This is a genomic window from Paraburkholderia hospita, assembly GCF_002902965.1.
Taxonomy (GTDB): Bacteria; Pseudomonadota; Gammaproteobacteria; order Burkholderiales; family Burkholderiaceae; genus Paraburkholderia; species Paraburkholderia hospita.
In genome coordinates this window covers 561,612-583,369 of record NZ_CP026109.1, presented here as the reverse complement: position 1 = coordinate 583,369, position 21,758 = coordinate 561,612, and the positions used below count along the sequence as shown (strand labels likewise).

General features: G+C 60.2%; 24 protein-coding genes and 2 pseudogenes. 15 read left to right on the top strand and 11 right to left on the bottom strand.

All coding sequences use genetic code 11. The annotated features are described in order from the left end of the window. Positions 1-93 precede the first annotated feature (93 nt). The 3 genes from C2L64_RS51835 (at position 94) to C2L64_RS51825 (ending at position 1,011) form a co-directional block, all read left to right on the top strand. Complete coding sequence (locus C2L64_RS51835; protein WP_086916418.1) at positions 94-411, top strand: DUF1840 domain-containing protein; 318 nt, start codon at positions 94-96, stop codon at positions 409-411. Between the two features lie 141 nt (positions 412-552). Continuing rightward, positions 553-837 carry a hypothetical protein gene (locus C2L64_RS55735; RefSeq protein WP_086916417.1) on the top strand — a complete coding sequence of 95 codons (285 nt, stop codon included), beginning with the start codon at positions 553-555 and terminating at the stop codon, positions 835-837. 18 nt (positions 838-855) lie between these two features. Beyond that, positions 856-1,011: a pyocin activator PrtN family protein gene (locus C2L64_RS51825; protein ID WP_086916416.1), complete on the top strand. Its 156-nt coding sequence runs from the start codon at positions 856-858 to the stop codon at positions 1,009-1,011. A 246-nt stretch (positions 1,012-1,257) separates the two neighbouring features. Here the strand turns inward: C2L64_RS51825 and C2L64_RS51820 are convergent. Then, a pseudogene (locus C2L64_RS51820) lies at positions 1,258-2,364 on the bottom strand (IS1182 family transposase); the annotation flags it as partial. Positions 2,365-3,040: 676 nt separating this feature from the next. Here C2L64_RS51820 and C2L64_RS51815 point away from each other — a divergent pair. Next, positions 3,041-3,373: a hypothetical protein gene (locus C2L64_RS51815; protein ID WP_086916415.1), complete on the top strand. Its 333-nt coding sequence runs from the start codon at positions 3,041-3,043 to the stop codon at positions 3,371-3,373. Positions 3,374-3,455: 82 nt separating this feature from the next. On the opposite strand, the gene C2L64_RS55730 is transcribed toward C2L64_RS51815, so the two are convergent. From C2L64_RS55730 to C2L64_RS51790, 5 genes are all read right to left on the bottom strand, one after another. Beyond that, entirely contained in the window at positions 3,456-3,839 is a 384-nt protein-coding gene (locus C2L64_RS55730; RefSeq protein WP_242684160.1) for a DUF3564 family protein, read from the bottom strand. Next, positions 3,829-4,053 carry a hypothetical protein gene (locus C2L64_RS51805; RefSeq protein WP_086916414.1) on the bottom strand — a complete coding sequence of 75 codons (225 nt, stop codon included), beginning with the start codon at positions 4,051-4,053 and terminating at the stop codon, positions 3,829-3,831. Before C2L64_RS51805 ends, C2L64_RS55730 begins: the two co-directional genes overlap by 11 nt. Positions 4,054-4,216: 163 nt before the next feature. Next, entirely contained in the window at positions 4,217-4,780 is a 564-nt protein-coding gene (gene phaP, locus C2L64_RS51800) for a phasin family protein (RefSeq protein WP_242684159.1), read from the bottom strand. A gap of 232 nt (positions 4,781-5,012) precedes the next feature. Beyond that, positions 5,013-5,210: a hypothetical protein gene (locus C2L64_RS51795; protein ID WP_086908814.1), complete on the bottom strand. Its 198-nt coding sequence runs from the start codon at positions 5,208-5,210 to the stop codon at positions 5,013-5,015. A gap of 111 nt (positions 5,211-5,321) precedes the next feature. After that, entirely contained in the window at positions 5,322-5,687 is a 366-nt protein-coding gene (locus C2L64_RS51790) for a GreA/GreB family elongation factor (protein WP_086916421.1), read from the bottom strand. Positions 5,688-5,782: 95 nt separating this feature from the next. Here C2L64_RS51790 and C2L64_RS53975 point away from each other — a divergent pair, with 95 nt between their 5' ends. After that, the gene (locus tag C2L64_RS53975; RefSeq protein WP_009770996.1) at positions 5,783-5,992 is read left to right on the top strand and encodes a hypothetical protein; all 210 of its coding nucleotides are present in this window, start codon (positions 5,783-5,785) and stop codon (positions 5,990-5,992) included. A gap of 142 nt (positions 5,993-6,134) precedes the next feature. Here C2L64_RS53975 and C2L64_RS51780 read toward each other — a convergent pair whose 3' ends face one another. Continuing rightward, positions 6,135-6,515 (bottom strand): hypothetical protein, encoded by a 381-nt coding sequence (locus C2L64_RS51780; RefSeq protein WP_176133942.1) that lies wholly within the window; start codon positions 6,513-6,515, stop codon positions 6,135-6,137. Positions 6,516-7,785: 1,270 nt separating this feature from the next. Here C2L64_RS51780 and ybaL point away from each other — a divergent pair. The 3 genes from ybaL (at position 7,786) to C2L64_RS51760 (ending at position 12,657) form a co-directional block, all read left to right on the top strand. Beyond that, entirely contained in the window at positions 7,786-9,528 is a 1,743-nt protein-coding gene (gene ybaL / locus C2L64_RS51775; RefSeq protein ID WP_086916413.1) for a YbaL family putative K(+) efflux transporter, read from the top strand. A gap of 371 nt (positions 9,529-9,899) precedes the next feature. After that, entirely contained in the window at positions 9,900-10,355 is a 456-nt protein-coding gene (locus tag C2L64_RS53970) for a hypothetical protein (protein WP_133062171.1), read from the top strand. An 841-nt stretch (positions 10,356-11,196) separates the two neighbouring features. Beyond that, complete coding sequence (locus C2L64_RS51760; protein ID WP_158660664.1) at positions 11,197-12,657, top strand: ISKra4 family transposase; 1,461 nt, start codon at positions 11,197-11,199, stop codon at positions 12,655-12,657. Between the two features lie 157 nt (positions 12,658-12,814). Here C2L64_RS51760 and C2L64_RS51755 read toward each other — a convergent pair whose 3' ends face one another. From C2L64_RS51755 to C2L64_RS51745, 3 genes are all read right to left on the bottom strand, one after another. After that, positions 12,815-13,078 (bottom strand): hypothetical protein, encoded by a 264-nt coding sequence (locus C2L64_RS51755; RefSeq protein WP_090839219.1) that lies wholly within the window; start codon positions 13,076-13,078, stop codon positions 12,815-12,817. A 481-nt stretch (positions 13,079-13,559) separates the two neighbouring features. Then, complete coding sequence (locus tag C2L64_RS51750; RefSeq protein WP_090839221.1) at positions 13,560-13,916, bottom strand: hypothetical protein; 357 nt, start codon at positions 13,914-13,916, stop codon at positions 13,560-13,562. A gap of 161 nt (positions 13,917-14,077) precedes the next feature. Continuing rightward, positions 14,078-14,404 carry a hypothetical protein gene (locus tag C2L64_RS51745; RefSeq protein WP_090839217.1) on the bottom strand — a complete coding sequence of 109 codons (327 nt, stop codon included), beginning with the start codon at positions 14,402-14,404 and terminating at the stop codon, positions 14,078-14,080. A 594-nt stretch (positions 14,405-14,998) separates the two neighbouring features. Here C2L64_RS51745 and C2L64_RS51740 point away from each other — a divergent pair. Then, positions 14,999-15,436: a hypothetical protein gene (locus C2L64_RS51740; RefSeq protein ID WP_244144704.1), complete on the top strand. Its 438-nt coding sequence runs from the start codon at positions 14,999-15,001 to the stop codon at positions 15,434-15,436. A gap of 62 nt (positions 15,437-15,498) precedes the next feature. Here C2L64_RS51740 and C2L64_RS51735 read toward each other — a convergent pair whose 3' ends face one another. Continuing rightward, the gene (locus C2L64_RS51735; protein WP_090839213.1) at positions 15,499-15,819 is read right to left on the bottom strand and encodes a hypothetical protein; all 321 of its coding nucleotides are present in this window, start codon (positions 15,817-15,819) and stop codon (positions 15,499-15,501) included. On the opposite strand from C2L64_RS51735, the gene C2L64_RS51730 reads away from it, so the two are divergent. From C2L64_RS51730 to C2L64_RS51695, 6 genes and pseudogenes are all read left to right on the top strand, one after another. Next, positions 15,818-16,270 (top strand): hypothetical protein, encoded by a 453-nt coding sequence (locus tag C2L64_RS51730; protein ID WP_090839211.1) that lies wholly within the window; start codon positions 15,818-15,820, stop codon positions 16,268-16,270. The two genes, C2L64_RS51735 and C2L64_RS51730, sit on opposite strands and share 2 nt — an antisense overlap. A 157-nt stretch (positions 16,271-16,427) precedes the next feature. Continuing rightward, positions 16,428-16,813: pseudogene (locus tag C2L64_RS51725) on the top strand (TIM barrel protein); the annotation flags it as partial. A gap of 31 nt (positions 16,814-16,844) precedes the next feature. Then, entirely contained in the window at positions 16,845-17,825 is a 981-nt protein-coding gene (gene denD / locus C2L64_RS51720; protein ID WP_090839209.1) for a D-erythronate dehydrogenase, read from the top strand. A gap of 823 nt (positions 17,826-18,648) precedes the next feature. After that, positions 18,649-18,987, top strand: coding sequence for a DUF4148 domain-containing protein (locus C2L64_RS51705; RefSeq protein ID WP_090839204.1), 339 nt, complete (start codon positions 18,649-18,651; stop codon positions 18,985-18,987). 1,127 nt (positions 18,988-20,114) lie between these two features. Beyond that, complete coding sequence (locus tag C2L64_RS51700) at positions 20,115-20,423, top strand: BON domain-containing protein (protein ID WP_244144705.1); 309 nt, start codon at positions 20,115-20,117, stop codon at positions 20,421-20,423. A 177-nt stretch (positions 20,424-20,600) separates the two neighbouring features. Continuing rightward, complete coding sequence (locus tag C2L64_RS51695) at positions 20,601-21,740, top strand: LysR substrate-binding domain-containing protein (protein ID WP_090839203.1); 1,140 nt, start codon at positions 20,601-20,603, stop codon at positions 21,738-21,740. The last annotated feature ends 18 nt before the right edge of the window (positions 21,741-21,758 follow it).

The window sequence follows — 21,758 nt, the reverse complement described above, 5'->3', positions numbered from 1 at the left end:
CGGAGCTATGGATTGCGGATTACTTCATAAGATAATGCGCGAAAGAGTCCGATCGGCGAGGCGGTTGTCGTATGTCTTTCCAAAGGAGCCATCATGCTAATTACATTTCAATCGAGGGCGTCTCCGGATGTGGTCATGCTTCGGGATCTCGCTCAATACCTACTGGGTTTGATTGGAAAGCGACTCGACACCCGTGGCGTCATCATGCACGATGAACTGCCCGGTGCAATCGGGCGGCTGGAAGCGGCGATCTTGGCCGACGCGAAAGCAGAGGAGACGCTAGAACCGTTGCACTGTTCTGCCGACAATCACCGCGAGTCGCGTAACCGACTTTCGCAACGTGCGTGGCCCTTTCTGGACATGATGCGCGAAGCGCGCAAGAGCGATGCGGACATTATCTGGGGCCTTTAGCTCTTCTGCCGCCTTCCACCAAACTATAGCCGCTCAGTTAGCACGCACGGAGCCCCGTCAGCACGGTAATAAGCGGACACAATTCCCACTCGAACTTCTGCCTTTCGCCACCGCTCTCATCATTGAGGGAGGTACAGAAACATGGTTAAGCTGATCGCGGTCTTCGGACTGGTGGGCGTCTTATCAGGTTGTGTCGCGTACCCGGGCTACGGCTACGCCGATTCAGGGTATGGTGCTTATGGACCAGAGTACGTGCCGGCGTTTGGCTATGGCACCGTCAATATATGGGGTGGCGGTGGATGGGACCACCGACATGGTCACGGCGATTTCCATCACGGTTGGCGTGGCCATGGCGGAGGAAACTGGGGAGGCGGAGGACGCGGGGGCGGCGGACATGGCGGGCACGGAGGTGGTCACGGCCGCTGAATTTCACGCAAGGTGCGCATGAACACCGCCTTCATCCTCATGGCCCAGTATGGAGCCAAAGCCATCATCCCAATCGACGAGGTGTGCCGGGACTACTTCCCTCATATCGAGGTCGACACGCTGATACGAAAGATTGATCATGTGGACGGATATGGCTGCTCTGGGCTGCGCTGAAAATCGCGCTTTCGTGCTCCGTTTTCGGCTTTGGACCCCGGGTGTGAGTATCGGGAGGTCTGAAATCCAGGCCGAAGTCATTCCGCCCAAGGAGGGACTAACATCCCATTCCAACTTCTTCCCAGAGAAGTTGCATTGGACATATGATTTGTACTACTGCATTCCAAACGGAACTGCCAGGTTGACAGGTAAAGACTATATAAGACAAATCGCATGGGCGATCGCGAGCCGCGATGCTGTATTCAAGCATCCAGCGCAGTCCAACTGGCTTGATCGATAGACGACCGTTTTGGCCTTGGTGATATGCGTGCGCGGATTTCTGAATCGACGACGTTCGCTACGCAGTGCATGTCCAGCGGGGCAGCGATATTCATTGCTTTGCTCGAACCATTGGAAATCGCTGTTCGAGAACGTCTCGTCGCTACGCGCCCTTTTCTTCCAGACCGGAACATGCGGCTCGATCGCCTTGTCATTGATGATCCAGGCAAGCATCGACGCGGTGCCATAAGCAGTATCACCCACCAGCTGTTGAGGTTTGAGGCGGAAGCGCTGCTCGACCCGGTCAATCATGGTCCTGGTCGAGTCGACCTCCTGTGTGCGGTATGCGGGTGTGGCCTCGACATCCATGATGATTCCCGCATGAAGATCAATCAGGTAGTTGATCGAGTAGGCGTAGAACGCCGGGGCACCGGGTGCTGCGGTCCAGCGTGCAGCCGGATCGGTCAGCGAAATGTTCTTTGGCTGTGTAGCGGGTTCCTGCGATGCTTCTACCACCTGCGCATCAGTGTCGTTCTCATCGAGCGTCGCCAGATACTCGCGCACCGCACGGCTCGGTCCTTCGCCGCGACTCCAGTCGATTGTTTCAGTCCCCGCGATGCCACGGGTGCGATTGGCGTCGGCTGTGATGACGCTGGCGTCGATCGCGAACCCTTCACCGCCTACGAGGCCCTCGTTCATGCAGCGACGCAAAACTGATTCGAATACATGGCGCAGCATATCGCTGTCGCGAAATCGCCCATGGCGATACTTTGAGAATGTTGAGTGATCCGGAACGGCATCCTCAAGACCGAGACGGCAAAACCAGCGATACGCGAGATTCAGATGGACTTCTTCACACAGCCGCCGCTCGGAGCGGATGCCGAAGCAGTATCCGACGATCAGCATGCGAATCATCAACTCGGGATCGACCGAGGGGCATCCCGTATGATTGTAAAACGACGCCATGTGCTTACGGAGGTCGCCGGCATCGAAGAAGTGATCTATGCCGCGTAACAGATGGTCTTTCGGAACGTGATCATCCAGGTTAAACACGTAAAACAGCTGCTCCTGATCGCCGCTTCGCTGGCCCATCATGACGATGCACTCCCGTCGATTGATGGATTCCAGGACAGCCAAGAACTCGACTCCTGGGGGAGTTTTTCAACGGAATAGGTCGGCACCGCTCAGTTAAGCTTGGTCGGGCGCATCGCCGCCCGACGACGAGAACTCCGATCGAACCCTTCACCATTGCGCCCGAGACGCGACTTACGAACCCATTTCGTTGATTCCGTTGCGGGCGATCACTCCGGCGAGCGGTCGTTTGACGGACTCATTTTGCCGCTCACAGGCGAACTGCGACGCCGTTTCATCCTTCACGTATGCTGGGGAAACCAGACCTCGGTCGACCGGTGCGGCGCGACCTGTCCCCCGTCGACCCTATGCGTGGAAAAGGCGGCGAAGTCAGGATATCGGCGATTGATATTCGACCTTGAGACTGAACGAGGCGAATCCAAAATATCGAGTATGCGACATGGAGTGCCCAGTTCGATACACGTCATTACCAACCCGCGTCTTCGGCTTACTGTGGATAGGGCTAGGTGTCCCGCTTGGGACCCTCGATCACGAAGGAATGAGGACACTTGCGGAAACTGAGTTCACCAACTCATACAACGTTGGTCGGTCGAACCTGTGTCTCGCATCACTTGCTCACGAGTGGTAGCAACATGCTTGTGAACTGCCGGCGCGACGGATCGAACACGATATTAAAGTATTGCGTGAAGTCGTGGTCGATGCAAAGGACTGGAGCGAGATCAACGCAGCGACGCGAACCCTCATACGCGACTATGTCGCCGCGAGATCGAGCCTCTGGCCGGACGGCATAGACGTTGCGATGCGCAATCAAAGTGCGCTCGGCGAGCTGATTGCGGACTCGCTGAAGAATGTGCAATCGTGGACAGGCGAGTTCAAAAGACGGCCGGGGCAAAGCCGCTATGCCGCACTGGTTCAACGCGTTCGCGCAGGCCTTGCGGACGCCGGATTCAGCGGCGAACGCACCACACGGCTCGCGCGCGGGCTGCGAAAGGTGACCAGCCATGCCGTCTAGGTGCGTCGCATTTGTGCCTGGCAGAGTAGGGGGCGTGGCGCGGCGATCTGCTCGCCGTCAATCGTCACCATGTACGACATGCCTATCGTCTACGCGAGCACGACTCACTGCCGTCAGCGGCGAGCGCATTGTGCTCCGGCCGCGTGACTTCCTGATCAACGCACTGCACGTGCCAATGACCCGGCGCGGGCGCCAGACCGTCGTCCCTACACCACTGGGCGCGGCCCACTTCGCCCTCGAACGGGCCCTCAGTGCCGCTACGAAGATCGAGTCCTTCGAGCGCGCACAGCGGTTCGAGCGCAGGAGGATCCGTCGCCAGGATCGCATTGATCCGTGCGCGCCAGTAGTCGGGTGAGTTCACCTGGTTCGTCCAACGTATATCGTCTTCACGAACCAGGAGTTCGAGTTGCGCGATCATGACGCGGATATGCGCCAGTTCCTGCGCCAGATGGTGGTCAACGTTCATAGGCTTTCCCGGCAGGATTCGTGTTGTTGTTCTGCGGGTCGTCCGGATCGCACATAGACCGGCGGTTGCGAGGGCGGTGCCCGTGATACGTGCGGTCCATCTGCCTCAACAGCTGTGCCCGCCGATGCTCCAGCCGATAATGGCCGACCATGAAAACGACTGCAAACAGCAGCACCGCGAAACCCACCAACATGCTTACCCAGCTTTCGTGCATCTTCACCTCCTTCCCACACCCGGCGACGACCTGTCAGGTCGTTCGCTCGGGTGTCAGCTGCATCGTTAGACGCTCTGGCGATCTTGCGTGTCATTCATTCACCCCCTCCTGCTGGTCAATACATGCAGGGTTCAGCACCATGTCTGTGGTGCCGGTATCGTGGTCATCGCTTCGTCGCCTCGTTCGCTGGCCCGATCGTGCGACGGGCGGTTCCCGGAACGGCCATCGCCGCTGCATCGAAGCTGCTTCGGGTGACCTCGACCGCCCGCCGACCGGTTTCCTGCAGGGTTTCATACAGCTTGCGGGTGGCGGTGATCGTGGAATTGAGCGCGGCCACAGCGGAGCCGGAGCCCACGGGCGCGCTTTTCGCGACGTCCTCCGCCAGTGTCCTGACCCGGTGGCCATACGCTTCCCACTGCGCCTGCGCGAACCGCATAATGTCGACTTGAATCGACGCTGCGATCTCGAAAAGCTGGTGGTTCCGGGCCTGGATCCTCTCTGCCGTCGGCGCAGCAAGGCGGTCATGCAGCCGCAGCCATTCCTGTGGTTCCCTGACGGCAAGCGCCTTCTGCGTCCCGTCGAGCTGACCGGCCAGCGTCGACCGGGTCGCCTCCATGTTCAGCCGGGCCAGCTTGTCGGCGCCCTCGACGATTCCGTTGGTCAGGTTGAAAAGGTTGTCGAGGTAGGCTTTTTGGGTTGCAGCAATCTGTTCATGGGACAGCATCATGTCTCTCCTTCAGGGGTGATCTCGCGTGGCTTAGGGCCGTGCGATGGATCGGGTGACGGGGCCGACGAGGTGCGCAGCATGCGCAGTCACATCCATCGATTTGCAGAGGGGCGATCCGACTGGATCCCCCGCGCGCATGTAGTCGCCATCGACAGCCAGATCGTGGCAGTGCCGGTGCTGGTGAAGCGTTCGGTAGCGTGATTCCGGGTAACCGGGCGTCGGCGGATCCTGCTCAACGCGTTCGCACCATGGCTCGAAGCACGGAGTTGCCCGCGCTGGTAAGGCGGGGACGCTGGCGTCCGGACGCGAGCTGTTCGAATGCAACAAGTTGACGCTTCAGCAACGTGCCAAGCTCTTCGCGGGTCGGGTCGATCTGGTCGGCCGCTGCGTTGACTAACATCAAGGTGGCGAATTCATGGGGGCTCAACATGTCGGTCTCTCCGATTATCTGGATCTTTGTGGGAAAAAGTATCGCGTTCGCACCATACATATGGACCCTCCGTCAGTCTCGAGGTGCGATATCTGAATCTGACTCACCAGGCTACGCCCTGCGCCGGCTCTCCGGCTGCAACAGGATTTCTCTGATGACATATTGGATCGGTACGCCGCGTGGCGGCCGGCATACCACGGTCTGGCCGCAACGCGCACCGAGTAACGCGATGCCGGCAGGTGACAGCACAGACAGTCGCCCTCGCAGGTAGTCCGCCTCGTCCGGATAGACCAACGTCCACGTATGTGCGTGAGCGCCGTCGACCGTTGTGCATTGGACGGTCGTGTTCATCGTGACGACGTTCGGTGGAATCTCGGTGTGGTCGACAACAACGGCTGTAGATTCGAGTGCTTCCACCAACGCGCGCTGCTGGGCCGACACCGTTGGCAGGAGCACACATGCCCTGAGGCGATCCATGTCGGGTTCCGAAAGGATCGGCGGGACTTCGGCGTGTGCATTCACAGTCATAGATGAAGAGGTTCGGGCAAGTGACATGTGTGCCTCCGGCAGGAATGCAGATTACAGATGTCCACGCAACGACTGTCATTCCATACGTCCAGCCACGAATCATCGAAAAAGACGAGGCGGTCAACTACGCCAGACCGGACAACTTCGCGCACGACCTTCCGGTTGACAAACGCGCCGGGACGCTCATCCGCGAAAACAACCTGCATCAGGCAGCTGAAACGCTGGGTGACCTCCCTGAAACTCGCATCCTGTGACGGTTCTGGCATTCCCAGCCAGTACAGGAGCGCTGCCGTTGGGACGGAAGGGTTCCTAACCACGAAGCGCAATGTTCCGTCACTCCTGCATCTTGATATAGTATGCATAACGAATCATCTTCCTATGTTGTCGAGTGAAGCATCAAGACTGCTGCGCGCGATTGTCCAGGCGACTGACGTTGCCGGTGTTTTTCGTCAGTTGATGGTCGACCCAGATTCTTCCCCATCTGGTCGCATAATGCAGGGCTTGCCGCACGTCGTAGAAGTGGTCCAGGGCGCGGAAGTGACGTGATGGAAATCCAGGGCGCCCAATCACCAGATCGGCCGCATACAGCTCGCTAGACGTAGGCCTGGCATAGGCATTCAGGCGGTAGCCTTTGTATTCAGCGCAACAGTTCAGCGGGTCACTGCGTCCCGTCTGCAACAGGATGGCCTGTATATCAGCAGCCCGACGCGTGATCGAAATGGCGGGTGTCGCACCAGGCTCCTGCGCTTCGTTTGAACGTTTGGTTTGCGTTTCCATGGTTTTCCCGGTTGCTCGCATAGGCCCTCGTCGCGTCTCGGACGTGCGACGAACGGCCGCACGTTCGCAGCGCAACGAGGATTCGGTGGAATGCGTCATTCGCCCACGCATGTGCATGCAGCACGTCAGGTCGCGGCGTCCTGAAGGAAAGTCGCAACCGTGAACGGTCGTAGGCGGCCAGCTGAGGTAGGGGGCCCGGGCCTTCGCGGTAGTGTGTTACGCGAAGAGCCGGGCAAAAGGAAGTGCTGACTTGTCCGCGGGACCTCCGCGGCTCCAGCGGGGTCTCACAATCCCAGTCTTCCGACGCCAACCGATGCCCGTTCCGGCTTGGGCCGGAACGGGACACGACGTGAGAAGAGGATTCGGGATGAAAGACATGGCAATGGTTTCAACAGGGATTGGGTGGCTGAACAATCAGGAATGCGTACAGCCTCATTAAAGCCCATTTGGCAGGAATATGCAAGGTAAGTGAAAGATTCGGTGCGTCTGCGCTGAATGGCCTATCTGTTACCTGAACAGGCGATGAAACGACTGGCGCCGCATGCCCGCGCGGAGGAAACGCGAGGACGTGTTCATCCCGCATACAACGAACTTGCTGCACTTGTTATCATGTTGTAAGGTATGGGCAGCGAGCACACCACCACTGAACAACGCTCGCTGACTTGCCAGACGTAATCACCAGGGGCGGGTGGATGCGACTCCGCCCGAGCGGGGCAAGATGGTCAGCAGGTTCTCGTCGATGTGATGCCGCTGTCTCAAAGGCAGCGATCGCCCGTTCCACATTACCGTGTTCGACAGCGGGATCGCGGCTACCCTCAGGTTAAGGCTGCCGGCGCGATAGCGCTGATTCTGTTACGGGGCGGATGTGCGAGTTGAAGATCTCCCCCGTATTCAGCCTGGGGGATACGCGGTATCACCGATGTTGGATCCTGCAGCCCTTTGAGCGTGAAGAGCGTTCGTCCGCCGCCGCCCAGTTTGTGCAATCCGATGGCCGGCCTGTCCTACCACGGATAGGCGCTGAGCTAGCGCAGGACGAGCGAGTCGGTAACCGTGTCCTGCTGAATTGAGGCCAGACCACGTCAGCGAATTCGTGCGCCATCAGCCTCGATTGATCGTCTCACCGATCACAGCTTGCCTGACATCAGGATAGCGTATAGCTCAACTGAGCATCCTGAATACCAATAATGCGATGTTTGTTAGAGGCCGCGCCGGCCCATACCGGACAACGATTTGCAGGACACGTTCCACCGAGGACCGACCAGAGAACCGAATGGACCATAACATTTCTGTGATCACGACCATTGCCTCCGGCTTCAGTGTCGCGTTGATCCTCGGATTTATTGCCGAGCGAATCAAAATACCGGCGTTGGTGGGCTATCTGGTTGCCGGCATCATTATCGGTCCGGCCACGCCTGGTTTCGTGGCTGACACACATATCGCCTCACAGCTGTCGGAAATCGGCGTCATGCTGCTGATGTTTGGCGTTGGTTTGCATTTCTCGATCAATGACCTTTTGGCGGTCAAGCGCATTGCTGTGCCCGGCGCAGTGGTGCAGATGGCCATGGCGACAGTGCTGGGCATGCTGGTGTCAATGTGGTGGGGATGGAGCTGGGGCAGCGGACTGATCTTCGGCTTGTCGCTCTCTTGCGCCAGTACCGTGGTGCTACTCAAGGCGATGGAAACCCGAGGCGTACTCGACACCATGAACGGGCGAATCGCTGTCGGCTGGCTCGTAGTCGAGGACCTGGCCACCGTGCTGGTTCTGGTGTTGCTGCCACCGCTCGCTGACGTGCTGGGCGGCTCTGTTGCAACGCAGGCGGCGGCTCAACCCTTGTGGGTGACGATCGGGAAAACACTGCTGCAAGTGGGGGCCTTCATTGCCTTGATGCTGATCGCAGGTCGCCGTGTATTGCCGTGGCTGTTGTGGCAAGTATCGCGCACCGGCTCGCGTGAACTGTTCACCCTGTCGGTCATCGCGTCCGCTATCGGCATTGCCTACGGCGCCTCTGAGCTGTTCGGGGTGTCGTTTGCCCTGGGCGCATTCTTCGCCGGCATGGTAATGCGCGGGTCGGAGTTCAGCCACCGCGCTGCCCAGGAATCTTTACCGTTGCGCGATGCCTTCTCGGTGCTGTTCTTTGTGTCGGTGGGCATGTTATTCGTGCCCGGCATTCTGCTGGAACAGCCGCTGCGGGTTCTTGGCGTGGTCTCCATCATCGTCTTTGGCAAGTCCGTCGCGGCATTCGCTCTCGTCCTGGCTTTTCGTTACCCACTCAACACGGCATTGACGGTCTCGGCCAGCCTGGCTCAGATCGGGGAGTTCTCGTTCATCCTCGCTGGTCTTGGACTTGCACTCGGACTGCTGTCTCCTGAGGGGATGAGTCTGGTGCTTGCCGGCGCGCTGATCTCCATTGCCTTGAATCCGCTGCTGTTTGGGACGATCGAGCCAATAAGGCGCTGGACGCTTCAATATTCCGACCTGGCTCGCCGTTTGGAACGACGGGGCGACCCCTATGCCGAACTGCCGATGAGCATCGAGCGCAGGTATCTTGAAGGGCAGGTTGTGCTGGTGGGACACGGACGTGTGGGTCGTCGCATCGCTACTGCGCTCGATGCGAACGGGATCCCCTATGTGGTGGCCGAGCAGAACCGCGAGCTGGTCGAGATCCTGCGCAATAAGGGTGTTGCTGCCGTGTCTGGGGATGCGACGGAACCCGCCGTGCTGATTCAGGCGCATATCGCCGATGCAGCCATGCTGGTGGTCGCAATGCCCGATTCGCGCAATGTCCCCCAAATGGTCGAGACGGCTCGCTCGCTCAATCCCGACATCGAGATTGTCTTGCGTACGCACAGCGAGGACGAGTCGCAGATGCTCCGCAAGGAGGGTATCGGGACAGTGTTCTTTGGAGAGGAAGAACTGGCCAGGGGCATGACGGCGCATGTCGTTAAACGCTTTGCGCCGCGGTCATACGGCACAACGCCTCTCACGCCTGAAGACATCGCGAGCGAACATTGAGGTGGGCGACACCAATCCCGGCTGACGCTTGCCTTATTCCGGCAACCGGGTTTAAATGGACCTGTAAGTTTTCCTGGCTTTTCCAGAAGTCTTTCTTCGTTCGGAGGCCATAGCTGTGTTTTTAGTTTTGTTTTGTTCCTTCAGCGCAATCCTCCAACCCGGCGGAGCCGGGACGTGGGCGACTGCGCGCAGGAATCCAGAAATCGCAAAACGCATCCGGAGCCGCGTCTGTCCTGCGGACAAGTCCGCACTTCTTTCTGCCCGGTGCTCTGCCTGACTACCAAACGATAGTCAGGCGGAAGCCGGGCCAAGCCTCCCAGGCACCCCACGACCAATATGCGACAGTAGCGAATCCGTCAGGAAATCGCTATGTGATCACGCTTGTGCGTGATCATCCGGTCGGGGGGCGATCTCGACTCGAGCCCGGTTGCGTTGCTCTGCGGCGCGGCGTGTTGTCGCCTTTGCAGTTCGCGTGGCGGGCCACGTACGGTTGGTTCAACTACGTCATGAAAACGCAAACTCAATACCTGTCGATGGTCTTCGATGAAGATATGGCTCGCTTTCCTGGTCATCTGCTTGCCGAGACGGAGGCAGCATTTTGTCCAGTAGTCCGTTCTACGAGTCAGATAGTCCGCCCGGAATACCTTGCAGGTTGTCGCCCGACAGCGAGCACGGGGAGAACGGCAGCCGGCCTTTATCCGGCCAACATTCTTGTCGAGCGGCCCGGCAACCGCATAGATGCTTTCCACACGCTGGAATATTTCCACGACGCAGGTCAGGCCGTGTTGTACGCGGCAGAGTGGGGAAGACGTTGTGTACAGCAATGAATGACTCGCGCGAGGCGCGTTGCCGGGAATCGTGTGACGCAGTTCCTGGCCACCTCGGCGGAACGGGCAAACGGGGGGCCGCGGATATGAAGAACACTGCAGACGTTTCAAGCCGCACGAGTATTGCGCTTCGTCGCGCGGAACGTTGAGATCCCGTGCGCGGCGCAACTCTTCTGGCTGGGAGTCGCGGACCCGTCGCGAGCCTGGAGTTTTTTTGAGGCGGCGCAACGCTTCGGTTCGTTGATGCGAGTTGTGCTGCCAGCTGAGCGTCCTGGCGTGTTCGTGAACCGGTTAGCAATCCGCTTCGTTATTCCGAATGGTTTGGCGGGTGTCCTCGCAAGTAGCGCCATTGGAGTGTTCAGGCCAACGGGGGGTGACATGGACGACGGCTATTACTGGGTGTTGTTGATCTTTCTGACGTTGGTACTTCTATTCGGGCTGGTCTCTGCGCTCTCCGATCTCGTTAATGACGAGCGAGCAATTGTCCGGCCTCCGGAGCGACCGTCGCAGAAGGCCACCCTTCGCACGCCTTCCATGACGGCATGTGTTCAGCGAATGCGCGGAGCGTCGGAACGGCATGGTCGGGGCCACGCCAAGTTGGATGTCGGCCCCAGAATTGGCCAGCGAAGAAGACTGAAATGTCCAATGGGCGTGTCACGTTGACGCGGAGAGTGAACCAAACCGTGGGAGGCAATTCCCGTCGACATTGACCAACGTCATGGACGGCATGACGGCATCGCACCCGATCACGAAGTCCCGGCGAAAAGAGCCCAGCGAGCCCGACCGGCACGCTGAGCCGTTTCCGCTATGCTGGCGACGTTGCCAACCGATCGGAGGTGCTATGCGACTGATCATCGAGGCCCGCGTAGAGGGCGAGGAAGCGCGTGCGACTGATGCAACGGTTCTTGCTGTGGTTGAACGAAATGACCTCAGCCTCGCCGATCTGGGACTGACACTTGCCGAAGGTCGTGCCTTGCTCGCCGAGGTTCAATCGTTTCTTGTGCCCGAGCAGACTGCCCGGTGGATGAAGAGCCAAATGGCTTGCCACCGCTGTGGCTCGATGCTGGCGCACAAGGACGCCCGATCGATCGTGCTGCGAACCGTGTTTGGCAAGGTCGACGTGCCGAGTCCGAGGCTCTGGGCATGCAGCTGTGCGGCAGAGCAAGGGCGACCGCGCCGTTCTTCGAGCCCACTGTGCAAGGCCCTTCACCGGCGTGTGACGCCGGAATTGGAGTACCTGCAGGCCAAGTGGGCCGCCCATCTCCCGTACCGTCAGGCCACCGAGCTGCTTCGAGAGGTCCTTCCACTGGACAAAGGGATTTCCTTCGGTAGTACTCGTCGTCGAATCCTCGCCGTGGGCAGCGCGCTGGACGCGCAGATCAACCGCGATATCGCGTCTGGACCAAAACCGGTCGGCGGGGAGCCGGTTCGCGAATCGACCGCCGTCGGCTGCGTGAGCGTCGACTCAGCGTGGCTGAGCTTCAGCAGCAGCCCCAAGAGCCGCAGGGCGGCGCGCGACCTTGCGGAGCTGAAATCGCCTTGGGCGCAGAAGTTGGCGCAGGATCGCCATGTCAACATCGTTGCGGGCCGCGCAACTCTCGCTGATCGCACCCCGCGTCTCTACGCTTACGTGCATAAGCTTGTGCCATCGGCGCCCGCGCGGCTGGACCAATTTCTCTTTGCAAGCGGCGTGGCTCCAGACGAGCGGGTCACCGTGATCAGCGATAACGCTGGCGAATTCGGCAAGGCTGTGGACGGCAGCCAGCTCGCTAGAGGAAGGATCCTGGACTGGTTTCACATCGCGATGAAATTCAAGGCTGCGAAGAACTCGGTGTTTGGGAGCCAGACGATGGAGCCTCACGAGCGAAGCGCTGTGGAGACAGAGATCGATCACGCCAAGTGGCTGGTTTGGCATGGAAAGGGCCGGCAATCCGTGTCCCGTATCAAGGCCATGGATCCCACGCTGTTGGCGAAGGAAGGCTACGAGTACTCGACGCTGTACTGGAACCTGCGCCGCCTGTACTTCTACATCGAGAACAACGCCGGTACGCTCGTGAACTATTGCATGCGTTATCACAAGGGGCTACCGATCAGTAGCAGCATTGCCGAGTCCGCGGTCAACCTGGTTGTCAGCCATCGCATGGCGAAGAAGCAACAAATGCGATGGACGGACGAGGGAGCGCATTGCCTGGCACAGGTCAGAGTGGCTGTCCTCAACGAAGAATTTTCGGTTGAGAGACTCGCCGTGTTGACCACGACTTCTGCAGTTGCAAACTCGCCAAGTGCGCGCCGAGTGGCGTGAACTGACCTCCCACGATTTGGTTCACTCTCGCGCCGCAAATCGCGACCCGGCAAAATTCGTGGAGCCAGACAGGCTGATCATTTAACGGGAGGATCGCGTCTCGGCCATACACACGTCGAATGATGGCGAGGCATATAACACCCCGAATGCTGCGACTTCAGTCGTCAAACTCGCCTGCTTGCAGAGCGTCGGCGAAATCCGTGAGCCATGTGGCGAAGTGATCGGTGTCGTAGATCGCCGTCTTGCCGTTGGTGACCCGTGTTACGGAGATCTGCCGGACCGCGCCCTTCCGGCCGCCCGCCGGATAGTCGTCATTGTCCGTGATCTTGAACTCACGCAGGTCGAGTCCGCGGCTTGCAAGCACGGCCTTGACGTCTTCCTGTTCGTCCCAGGAGAACTCGGTGAAGTCATGGGCTGCCATGGCTAATTCCTCGGCGCGGTGAGCGAAAAGCATCCTAGCACGATGACATCGCGAAATCAGACCGAACGCGGGTTTTTCAAATGGCGGCGACAGGAGCGTGGCCTGAGGGATACGAGCGAAGTACAACGAGGCAATCCGAGGTCGAGGAACCACCGCTAGCTTTTTTCAGGACGAGCTGCGGGCCGAAAACACACAAAAGCATGTACCCGATCGTCGGCCTTGTGGAAGGCTGGAAGGCTTTGCATAACGCCGACAAGCTGTCTGTTTGATTGGCTGCTTCGCGGGGCAGAGGAGGAAGGCGGGGCAGCGGACGTCGACGCTTGACATAAATACCCGACGACGACCTTTGACAGACATGCAACGGCAAAGCCGGAGGTGGCAGAGGAAACTGTTTGGCTGAACTGCCACGAAAAAAGGCGAGTCCTCGACTCGCCCTGTACGGCATTCCGATACCAACGAGCCGGTGTGCGACCGATGGTCCTTATTGCGTTTTCACGGTTGCGTCGGTCTTCGCGGCAGCGGCGTTCGCTTCGTTGCCAGCATCGGTCTTGGCCTTCCCGGCTCCTGCCTTGACGGCCTGTGTCTTCTTGCTCACCTTGTGTGCCTTGGCCTTCGCGTGTGCGGCCGGAATCTTCTTGACGCCAGCTTCGCCAGACGCCTTGCCGGCTGTCGTCTTCGTTGCGCCGGGTTGTGCTTCGGTGCCGGCCTTCAGGTCAGCCTTGCCAGCATGAGCCGCCATCGTCGCAGAGGTCGACGGTGCCGGTGCCGGTGCCGCAGTTTGTGCGAAAGCCGTCGAAACGAGCAGAGCGGAAGCCAGAGCAGCGAACATCGTCTTCATGCGATTCTCCATTTTTGTCGTGGCTGAAAAAGTTCAGCGCTGCCCCTATAACGCGACCTTGACGACATGGGTTGAAGCTGCAATCGGAAAAAATGCGCGGCGTGGAACGGTGTCGGGATGTCCTTTGTGCCGCAGGCCGCGCGGACGCCGGGAGGCGAAAATCAGATCAGCCACGACGACTTGCCTTGCGGCGTATATGAGCAGCCTGACAGTTCGGGCACCGTTACGCTCCGGCTCGACTCGTACTGATTCGATCCGATCCGATCCGATCCGATGCGTGGCGACGTGACGGAACAGCCGACACGGTTCGCCAGGATGCGAACGGCATCTCCACGCGCTGTGCCTGGCTGGCGATGGCTGGATGATGGTGATGCGAATGCAGAGACGTAATACATGCGAGGCACGGCGCCGGGCGGCTGATCGCCGTTCGCCCAGTTGCGGATCGCGGCCAGATCGGCGGCACGGGCACCGGACGTCCTGCCATTCAAGGCGAGTCTTCCGACTCGCCTCTTTTATGACCGTTTCGCTTTGGGTCGTAACGATAAGCCACAAAACACAAGACCCGCCCGTTCACGCGCGTTGACCTGAAGTGTCATGTTCAGAGCGACGACAGGTACCCCGGCGCGCTTTGCATCTTTTGATGCCATCCTTGAGGCCGTGACGTAGGGCGCCTATCCCTTCATGTCTTCAAACGACTCCCCAGCTCGAAACCTGTCTAGCCGGTCGCTGGCGTCGGCAACCGCGGAAAGGGCGCACGCTGCAGCTGTCGGTCGTAGGTGGTCACAACGGCTGCGAACTGCCTAAAGCCGTCGTCATCGAGTGATCAAATTCCCGAATCGCAACCGCTGGCGAATGCCGTCGAGATGACCGTTTCCGCGTCCCATATCGCGCTCGATGCGATGCGATGCGTCGCGGACAAGGCAACATGAACACCGCGCAGACGCTATGTCTGGCCATGATCCTTACCGGATTGCTGGCGGAGGCTGGCTACGGGATTGCGACGACAAGGTTCCGGGACACAATGCAATAATCGACATGGGCAACGTTGCCCGAGAGGGAGAATTAGAATGAACCGTAGAAGAATGCTGCTGGCGGCGCTAGCGTGTGCGGCGCTGACTGCATGTGGGTGGCTGCACGAAGGGCCGGGCGCATCAGACATCGACGGCGCCGTCCGTCGGGCGCTGGACGCGGCGAACAAGGGAGGCCTGAATGCCCTTGCGGGCAATCCGCTGCCGACCTCCGACTCGGTGGCATCAGTGAAATCCGATGGTGACTGCGCGAAAGCATCGAACGCGAGCGGTAGCCTTGTATTCACTTGCAACGTTAGCATCGTCCTACGGCCGGATCAGTCAAATGATCCAGGCGCGATCCTTCACGCAGAATTGCAGTTCGCAAGAGATAGCAATGGTCGTTGGCAGACCTCCGACATCGACCGCGCGCTTGTTGTTGGCACCGCGAAATCGATCATCGATCAGGCGAGTCACGCGCTGTCTGGACAGGCTGCATCGAGCCCACAATAACCCTGAATATAGTTCCGAGTCCCAGACCGTCAGCGGGGTCATGCTGGTCCGGTCCGATCGCCTCACTGAATCGCATTACCAGCAAGGCCGCTCGGAAGGCGCTCACGAAGGCACAGCTGTTGCCACTGCCGCTGACCAAAGTCCCTGCCATGTCGCTTGAGTGCGACATGGCGCTCGTCACAATGCGAAGTGGTCACAGTGGCGTCAAACAGATGAGCTGTCTGCTCTCGGCGGAGTACGCCCACCCACACTTTCTCGGAAAAGCGCGACGCACCCATTGCGGGGTGCGTCGCGCGCTCCAACGCCTGCAGTTCGAAGTCATGCATCGGCAGTTCCAGCGCCGCAGCTGTCGACATATCGCCTGTCACGAGTGGCGAACGCATGACCTTGCTGCAATTGAGCCGGCTCCAGTCGTCGCGTGACGCCGTCCAGCCTAAAATGGATGCACGCGTGCGCCGCGAACCGCAACGCTTCAGCGAATCGACGACGCGAGGAGGGGCTATGCTTCGCGCAAAGGTCATACGCCGGCCAATTGCTGTGGTGGGTGCATTGACGCTATGGGGGTGCGTCTACTATGGCTCATACAGCTACTATCCGGGCGCCGGTGGCTACTACGCCTGTACCAGCGCCGCGGCAGCATCTGCTGAGGGTCAGCAACCGGCTTTGGCGAGCAGCCGCGTCGGCGCGGCGACAACTCCAAATGTCCTGCCGTCATCCGGCCAGAACTGCACGTTCGTGTCCGTGCCCCCGCCCGCGTACTATCCCAACCCCATTTATTACGGCTACCCGGCGTACTACTACGGCTATCCGTGGCCTGCATATTACGGATGGTAGGGGTCGTGCGTGGCGATCCTGGACTATGGAGTCGTAGAACGTATCAATTCTGTCAACTTCGAACTGGGCGTGGCGCACACTGTCGCCGCCTCTCGGAGAGGAACGTCACCGGCAGATCGCTTCGAGCGATGGTATCCCGCTTTGGCGCGTGTAGACCGCGCAGGCCGACGGCATCACGATCGTCATCGAGCCGATCAATACGCGCGACACATTCCGGGCTTCTTTCTGGCCGCCAGGACGACGCGCAGGCGATCTGCGGGGAGGTCGGCGCGCCGAAGCAGGTGCAGTTCGATTGCTACCACAATCGTCGAAGGCGATCTCGCGGTGAAGCTGAAGCGCGACATGCCGCGCATCGGCCACATCCAGATCGCGGGCGTGCCCGAGCGGCACGAGTCGGACATTGGCGAACTAAACTATCCGTATCTGTTCGATCTGATCGACGCGCTCGGCTACGAAGGCTGGATTGGCTGCGGATACCGGCCGCGCGCGGGAACGTCGGCGGGGCTCGGCTGCGTGAAGCCGTACCTGCGCCGCAATGTCTGACTGATTCTGTCTGAACGGAACGAAGGACATCATGAAAGTACTGGTTACCGGTGGCGCCGGATTTCTCGGCCAGCGTCTCGCGCGTGCACTGCTCGCACGCGGCGCACTGAAGAGCGCGGACGGCAAGCGTCAGCCGATCACCGAGCTCGTGCTGCTCGACGTCGAGCGTCCCGCTGATTTCGGCGACAGCCGTGTGCGCACGGAAGTGGGCGACATCGCGGAGCGCGGCGTGCTCGAGCGCCTGATCGACGACAAGACCGACGCGATCTTCCATCTTGCTGCGATCGTCAGCGGCCAGGCGGAAGCGGATTTCGATCTGGGCATGCGCATCAATCTCGATGCGTCGCGGCTGTTGCTCGAAACGTGCCGGCAACGTGGGCACCGGCCGCGCGTCGTATTCACGAGCTCGGTCGCCGTGTACGGCGGCGATCTGCCCGACGTCGTGCAGAACGACACCGCGCTGAATCCGCAATCGTCGTATGGCACGCAAAAGGCCATTGCGGAGCTGCTGCTGAACGACTATACGCGGCGCGGGTTCGTCGGCGGCCGCGTGCTGCGGCTGCCGACGATCAGCGTGCGGCCCGGCAAGCCGAACGCCGCGGCGTCGTCGTTTGCGAGCGGCATCATCCGCGAGCCGTTGAACGGCGAAGAGGCGATCTGTCCGGTGACGGGCAGCACGCGCCTGTGGCTGCTGTCGCCGCGCAAAGCGATCGAGTGCCTGATCGCCGGCTGCGAGCTCGATGCGGCCGCACTTGGCAACCAGCGCGTGGTGAATCTGCCCGGTATCTCGGTCAGCGTGGACGAGATGATTGCCGCGTTGCGCGAGGTGGCGGGCGAGCGCGTCGTGGAGCGCATCGAATGGAAGCCGGATCCGCGCGTCGAGACGATCGTCGGCAGTTGGCCTGCGCGGTGGGACACGTCGCGCGCGGAGCACCTCGGGCTCTCCGGCGATCATACGTTTACAGCCGTGATCTGCAATTACATCGAAGACGAGAACGTGCACGTCGTCTGACAACCCGGCGCCGAACCACACCGCATGCCAGCCCGCGCAATCCGCGTGCGCCTCATTCTTGCGCCCGAATGGTGATGCCCGATGCTCTCGGCTCCAGCAATCAACGTCGCCCCGCACAGCCCCATTTCGCGGGCGAGATGGACAAGCCAGTCGCCAACGGGCTTGCCCCGTGGCGGAAAGATGAGGAGAAGCGACGGGCGGCGGGACTGCGACGCACCACAATAACGCCCGAGCAGTTGCGTCGGGCACGGGCGCAGGCGGCAGAGCAGCAATTCAGGGAACGACGGTGCCTGAATGAACGAGGCACTGCGCGATAGCAGCCATCCATGAAGGGTCCGTTGTCGAATCACCAGGATTCGGCTTGCGACCGTCAGTTCCCGATCTTATATCGGCCCACGACATCCGATGACGCTTGACGGTCTCGCTGTGCCGCTCATCATCTTCGGAATAAAGGTAGAGACTCCTGGTGGTCGAGGAGGCGTGGCCGAGATTGTCGCGGACAGGTGCTGCGCGTCGCGATGGCGATACGCGCGGGGCGAGCATCGCGCGCATCGGAAATTCGCTTCGGTATCCTATGCGCTTCGACATAAACCAGGATTAGCAACTTTTGTATTGGGATACGTAACTTGTAGCGTGCGGCGAAATCGGCGTTCCACCTTCTGCCGGTATGGGATGGGAAACATCCGCGGTCTGGATCTTGCGAATTTTGATGGTGTGGGACGAGCCCCGACGTATCGCAGCGATTCGCCGCGATGCGGAGGGTCCGGGCGAAAGCCCTTGCATGGGTGAAGCGACATCTGGATAAGCAACAGGAGTTTCCACCATGAAATCGACGATTTTCGCGCTCGCCGCTGCGACGCTTCTCGCTGTTCCGGTCGCAGCCTATTCACAAACTCAGCAGGGTCCGACGCGCGCACAGGTGCGTGCAGAACTCCAGCAGCTCGAGCAGGCGGGCTATAACTCGGCCAAGGGTGAAGATCCCCGATATCCAGCGGATGTTCAGGCTGCCGAGGGGCGTATTGCCAGGCAGCGAGGCATGACCGAGTACAGCGATGGATACGGCGGTACGACGGCTGGCTCCCGGTCGGCCGGGTCTCGCGCCGCCGCGCAGCCCGCATCGGATGAGCGGATGCATCAGCTCTACGGCAACGGCGGCCACTAGCGGCGATGCACCGGGTGCAGGGATTTCACTGCGCCCGTTCGCGTGTTGCCCGGGTCGCCTAGACAGCGTGAGGCCTTAGCTGTCCGGCACGGCCTATACTGGAGGCATATTCCGGACGGGTGCCGAACAGGAGGCAACCATGGAAGCGTGCCTTGCTTGTCAAACGTTGGTCGGGATGCCTTCAGGGCTCCTTCCGCACAGGGATCTCTTACGTGTCGGGACCGGTGTTTTTGGTACGCCCCAAAAGCCAATAGCGCGTTACGTCCAGTATCGCTGCAGGGCTTGCGGTACATGGCTAAATCAGAACACCGCCGAGGGATCGCCGGCTGGTATCTGGTCCGCGTGTGGCTTGGCGGCCGCACAGATTTACGAATCCAAAAGTCTCGCGCTTGACGCACGGAGGGCGGCAGCTACTGCAGTCGCCGCGGTAATCGGCCGGCCGCGCTAGCGCCGCTCGTATCGGGCGGCGCAAATCCGATCGACGCGATTGCCTTCGACATCGGGATAGAACGGTTTGTGGGATGCAGTCCGGTGCCGGTACGCCGCCAAGGCCATCGGGGATCGCGCCGCCGACTGAGTCAGGCAATACCAGCGAGGCAGATCGCATATGCACCGTGGACAACGAGAACCCGCGGTTCTTCTCGGGCTATGCCCGCCTGAAGCCGCAAGGCGACTCGCGAGGCCTCGCATGTTTGGTGACTTCGAGTCTCACGCACTCGCTCAGGGTTGCGCCTACGAACTCGCGCAACAACACGGATGGCCGGTGCACGACTACGTACCGGGCCAGTTCCGCCAGCAGTAATAAGGCCACAGGCACGCGCGATCGGGTTTTCCAGAAGCGCGTGCCTGGTGCACTTCCAGGTAGGCGATTCGATTCGTGATGCGGGTGGCAGTAATGCGGACTACGTCGGTGTCGAACTGAAGTATGGTGGTAACTGGAATCGCACGCGAGGGGTGATTGCGTATGGATGCGGCTGCCGCCGTGTCGGTCCATTTGTCGCTTCTGACGGCGATCGTGGTTCCGATTTCAATGCCGACTACCGCTGGCTATCTATGAACGGACGGAGAGCATCTGTGGACGCAAGGATATCGGTTAAAGGGGCTCTGGGGATTGTCGTGCTGATGCTATCGACGAGCGGCTTCGCACAGGCTGCAGGCGCGGCAAATGGCGGAGGCGACGACGCAGCGTCGGGGAGTGTACATACGGACACGACGACCGCGGTGGCGGACCGAAAGCTGGAGAAGGATGTTCATTACGCGCTTGGCAAGACGAAGCATCTGACCAGCAGAGATATCAGGTTCACGCTGCAGCTGGCGTTGTCACGCTCTCTGGATCAGTACCCAACCGGACTGTGCTGGATAGGGCTGCTGAAGCCGCGCAAGGCGTTCCAGGCGTCACAGCTGTCAGGAACAACCTGACCATCGAGAACAGATGACAGAGGCGACGCATGTTGCTGAAGGGCGAGTGGTCGAGGTGATGATCAGAGGACGCTTTGCAACGGCTGATCGATCACTTCGGCGATACGCCGGATCGCATCGTGGATGTGGCTGTTGCAGACTGCGCGCGTGGCCCGTTTCCCGTTGACCCGTAGGAAGGAGGGTGCCGAACGGCAATGGTGATATTCCGTCGTGTCAGCATTGGAACGTCCGGTCAGCTTCCGGCGAGCGATCTGCTGTTCTATGTGCCGGGCCTGCTGTCAATCGAACTAAACGTGGAACCCTTCACGGGCTTCGAACCCGCTTCAATCAAGGGGGGGGCCGCGGCCTGGGTTCGCTTTGGACCGCCGCCGATGGGAACACTGGTTGCGCGCAAGCTATTCGAGACGCGCATCATTACGGTCGCATCTCCACGGTACGTGGCTGAGCACGGACAGCCAGGAAAACCCGAGGAGATGAGCAAACATCAGCGAATCATGTTTTATAACCCGGTGACGGCCAAGCCCTTCGAATGGGAGTTCCATCGGGGTAAGAAGGTCACGGAGATACTTGCAGAGGGGCGCCTCCTCGTGTGGGACGTGGAAACCATGCTCGGCGCGTGTATCGCCGGCGCCGGCATCGCCCAGGTGAAGGAGATTGACGTCGAGCAGTTAATGCATGACGGCTTGCTCATGGACCTCTTCCCGGACTGGTCGGACGAAAGATTTCCGCTGATGCGCTCTTTCCGTCCCGGCGCCACCGAGCTGCAAAAATCGAGGCGTTCATCAATTTCTGCCTCGAGTCATCGTCGTCAGCGGTACCTGTTGCGCACCGTCGGACCAAGCTCCGGGGGAATGTTGGCAGCGGGGTGTTCGTCCTTTTCGTGCATTTTCTGGCGGGAACGGCGTGAGAAGCCGTTTGTAGCAAGGCTGAGCGACCTCACACGCTTTTGCAAGTTGACGGATTTACAACTGGTTGATCTGAAAGCGTTTTCTCATGCAAACCGCCAGAAAATGCACGAAAAGGACGAACACCCCGAGGCGGAGCATCATCGAGCGGTCGACGCACTGCAGGCGCAGCTCGGTGACGCGCGCCATCAGGCGGGCGTGCTGCAGGGTCGGCTCGATGCCGTGCAGGTCGCGCATGCGGCGCTGCAGGACCAGCTGGCGGAACAACGCTGGGCCGACACCGACCGTTCGAGTCCAGCCCGCGCGAAGAGCGCGATTTCAGGTTCAACTGCGGCACGTCCGGCGCGCACGCCCGGGCCGGCACGCAAGGTCGCGGTTGCGTCAGCGCCATCCAGCAAGACGGCGGCGCGCCGGAAGAAGCGGGGCTAGGTGTGAGGGAATCAAAAC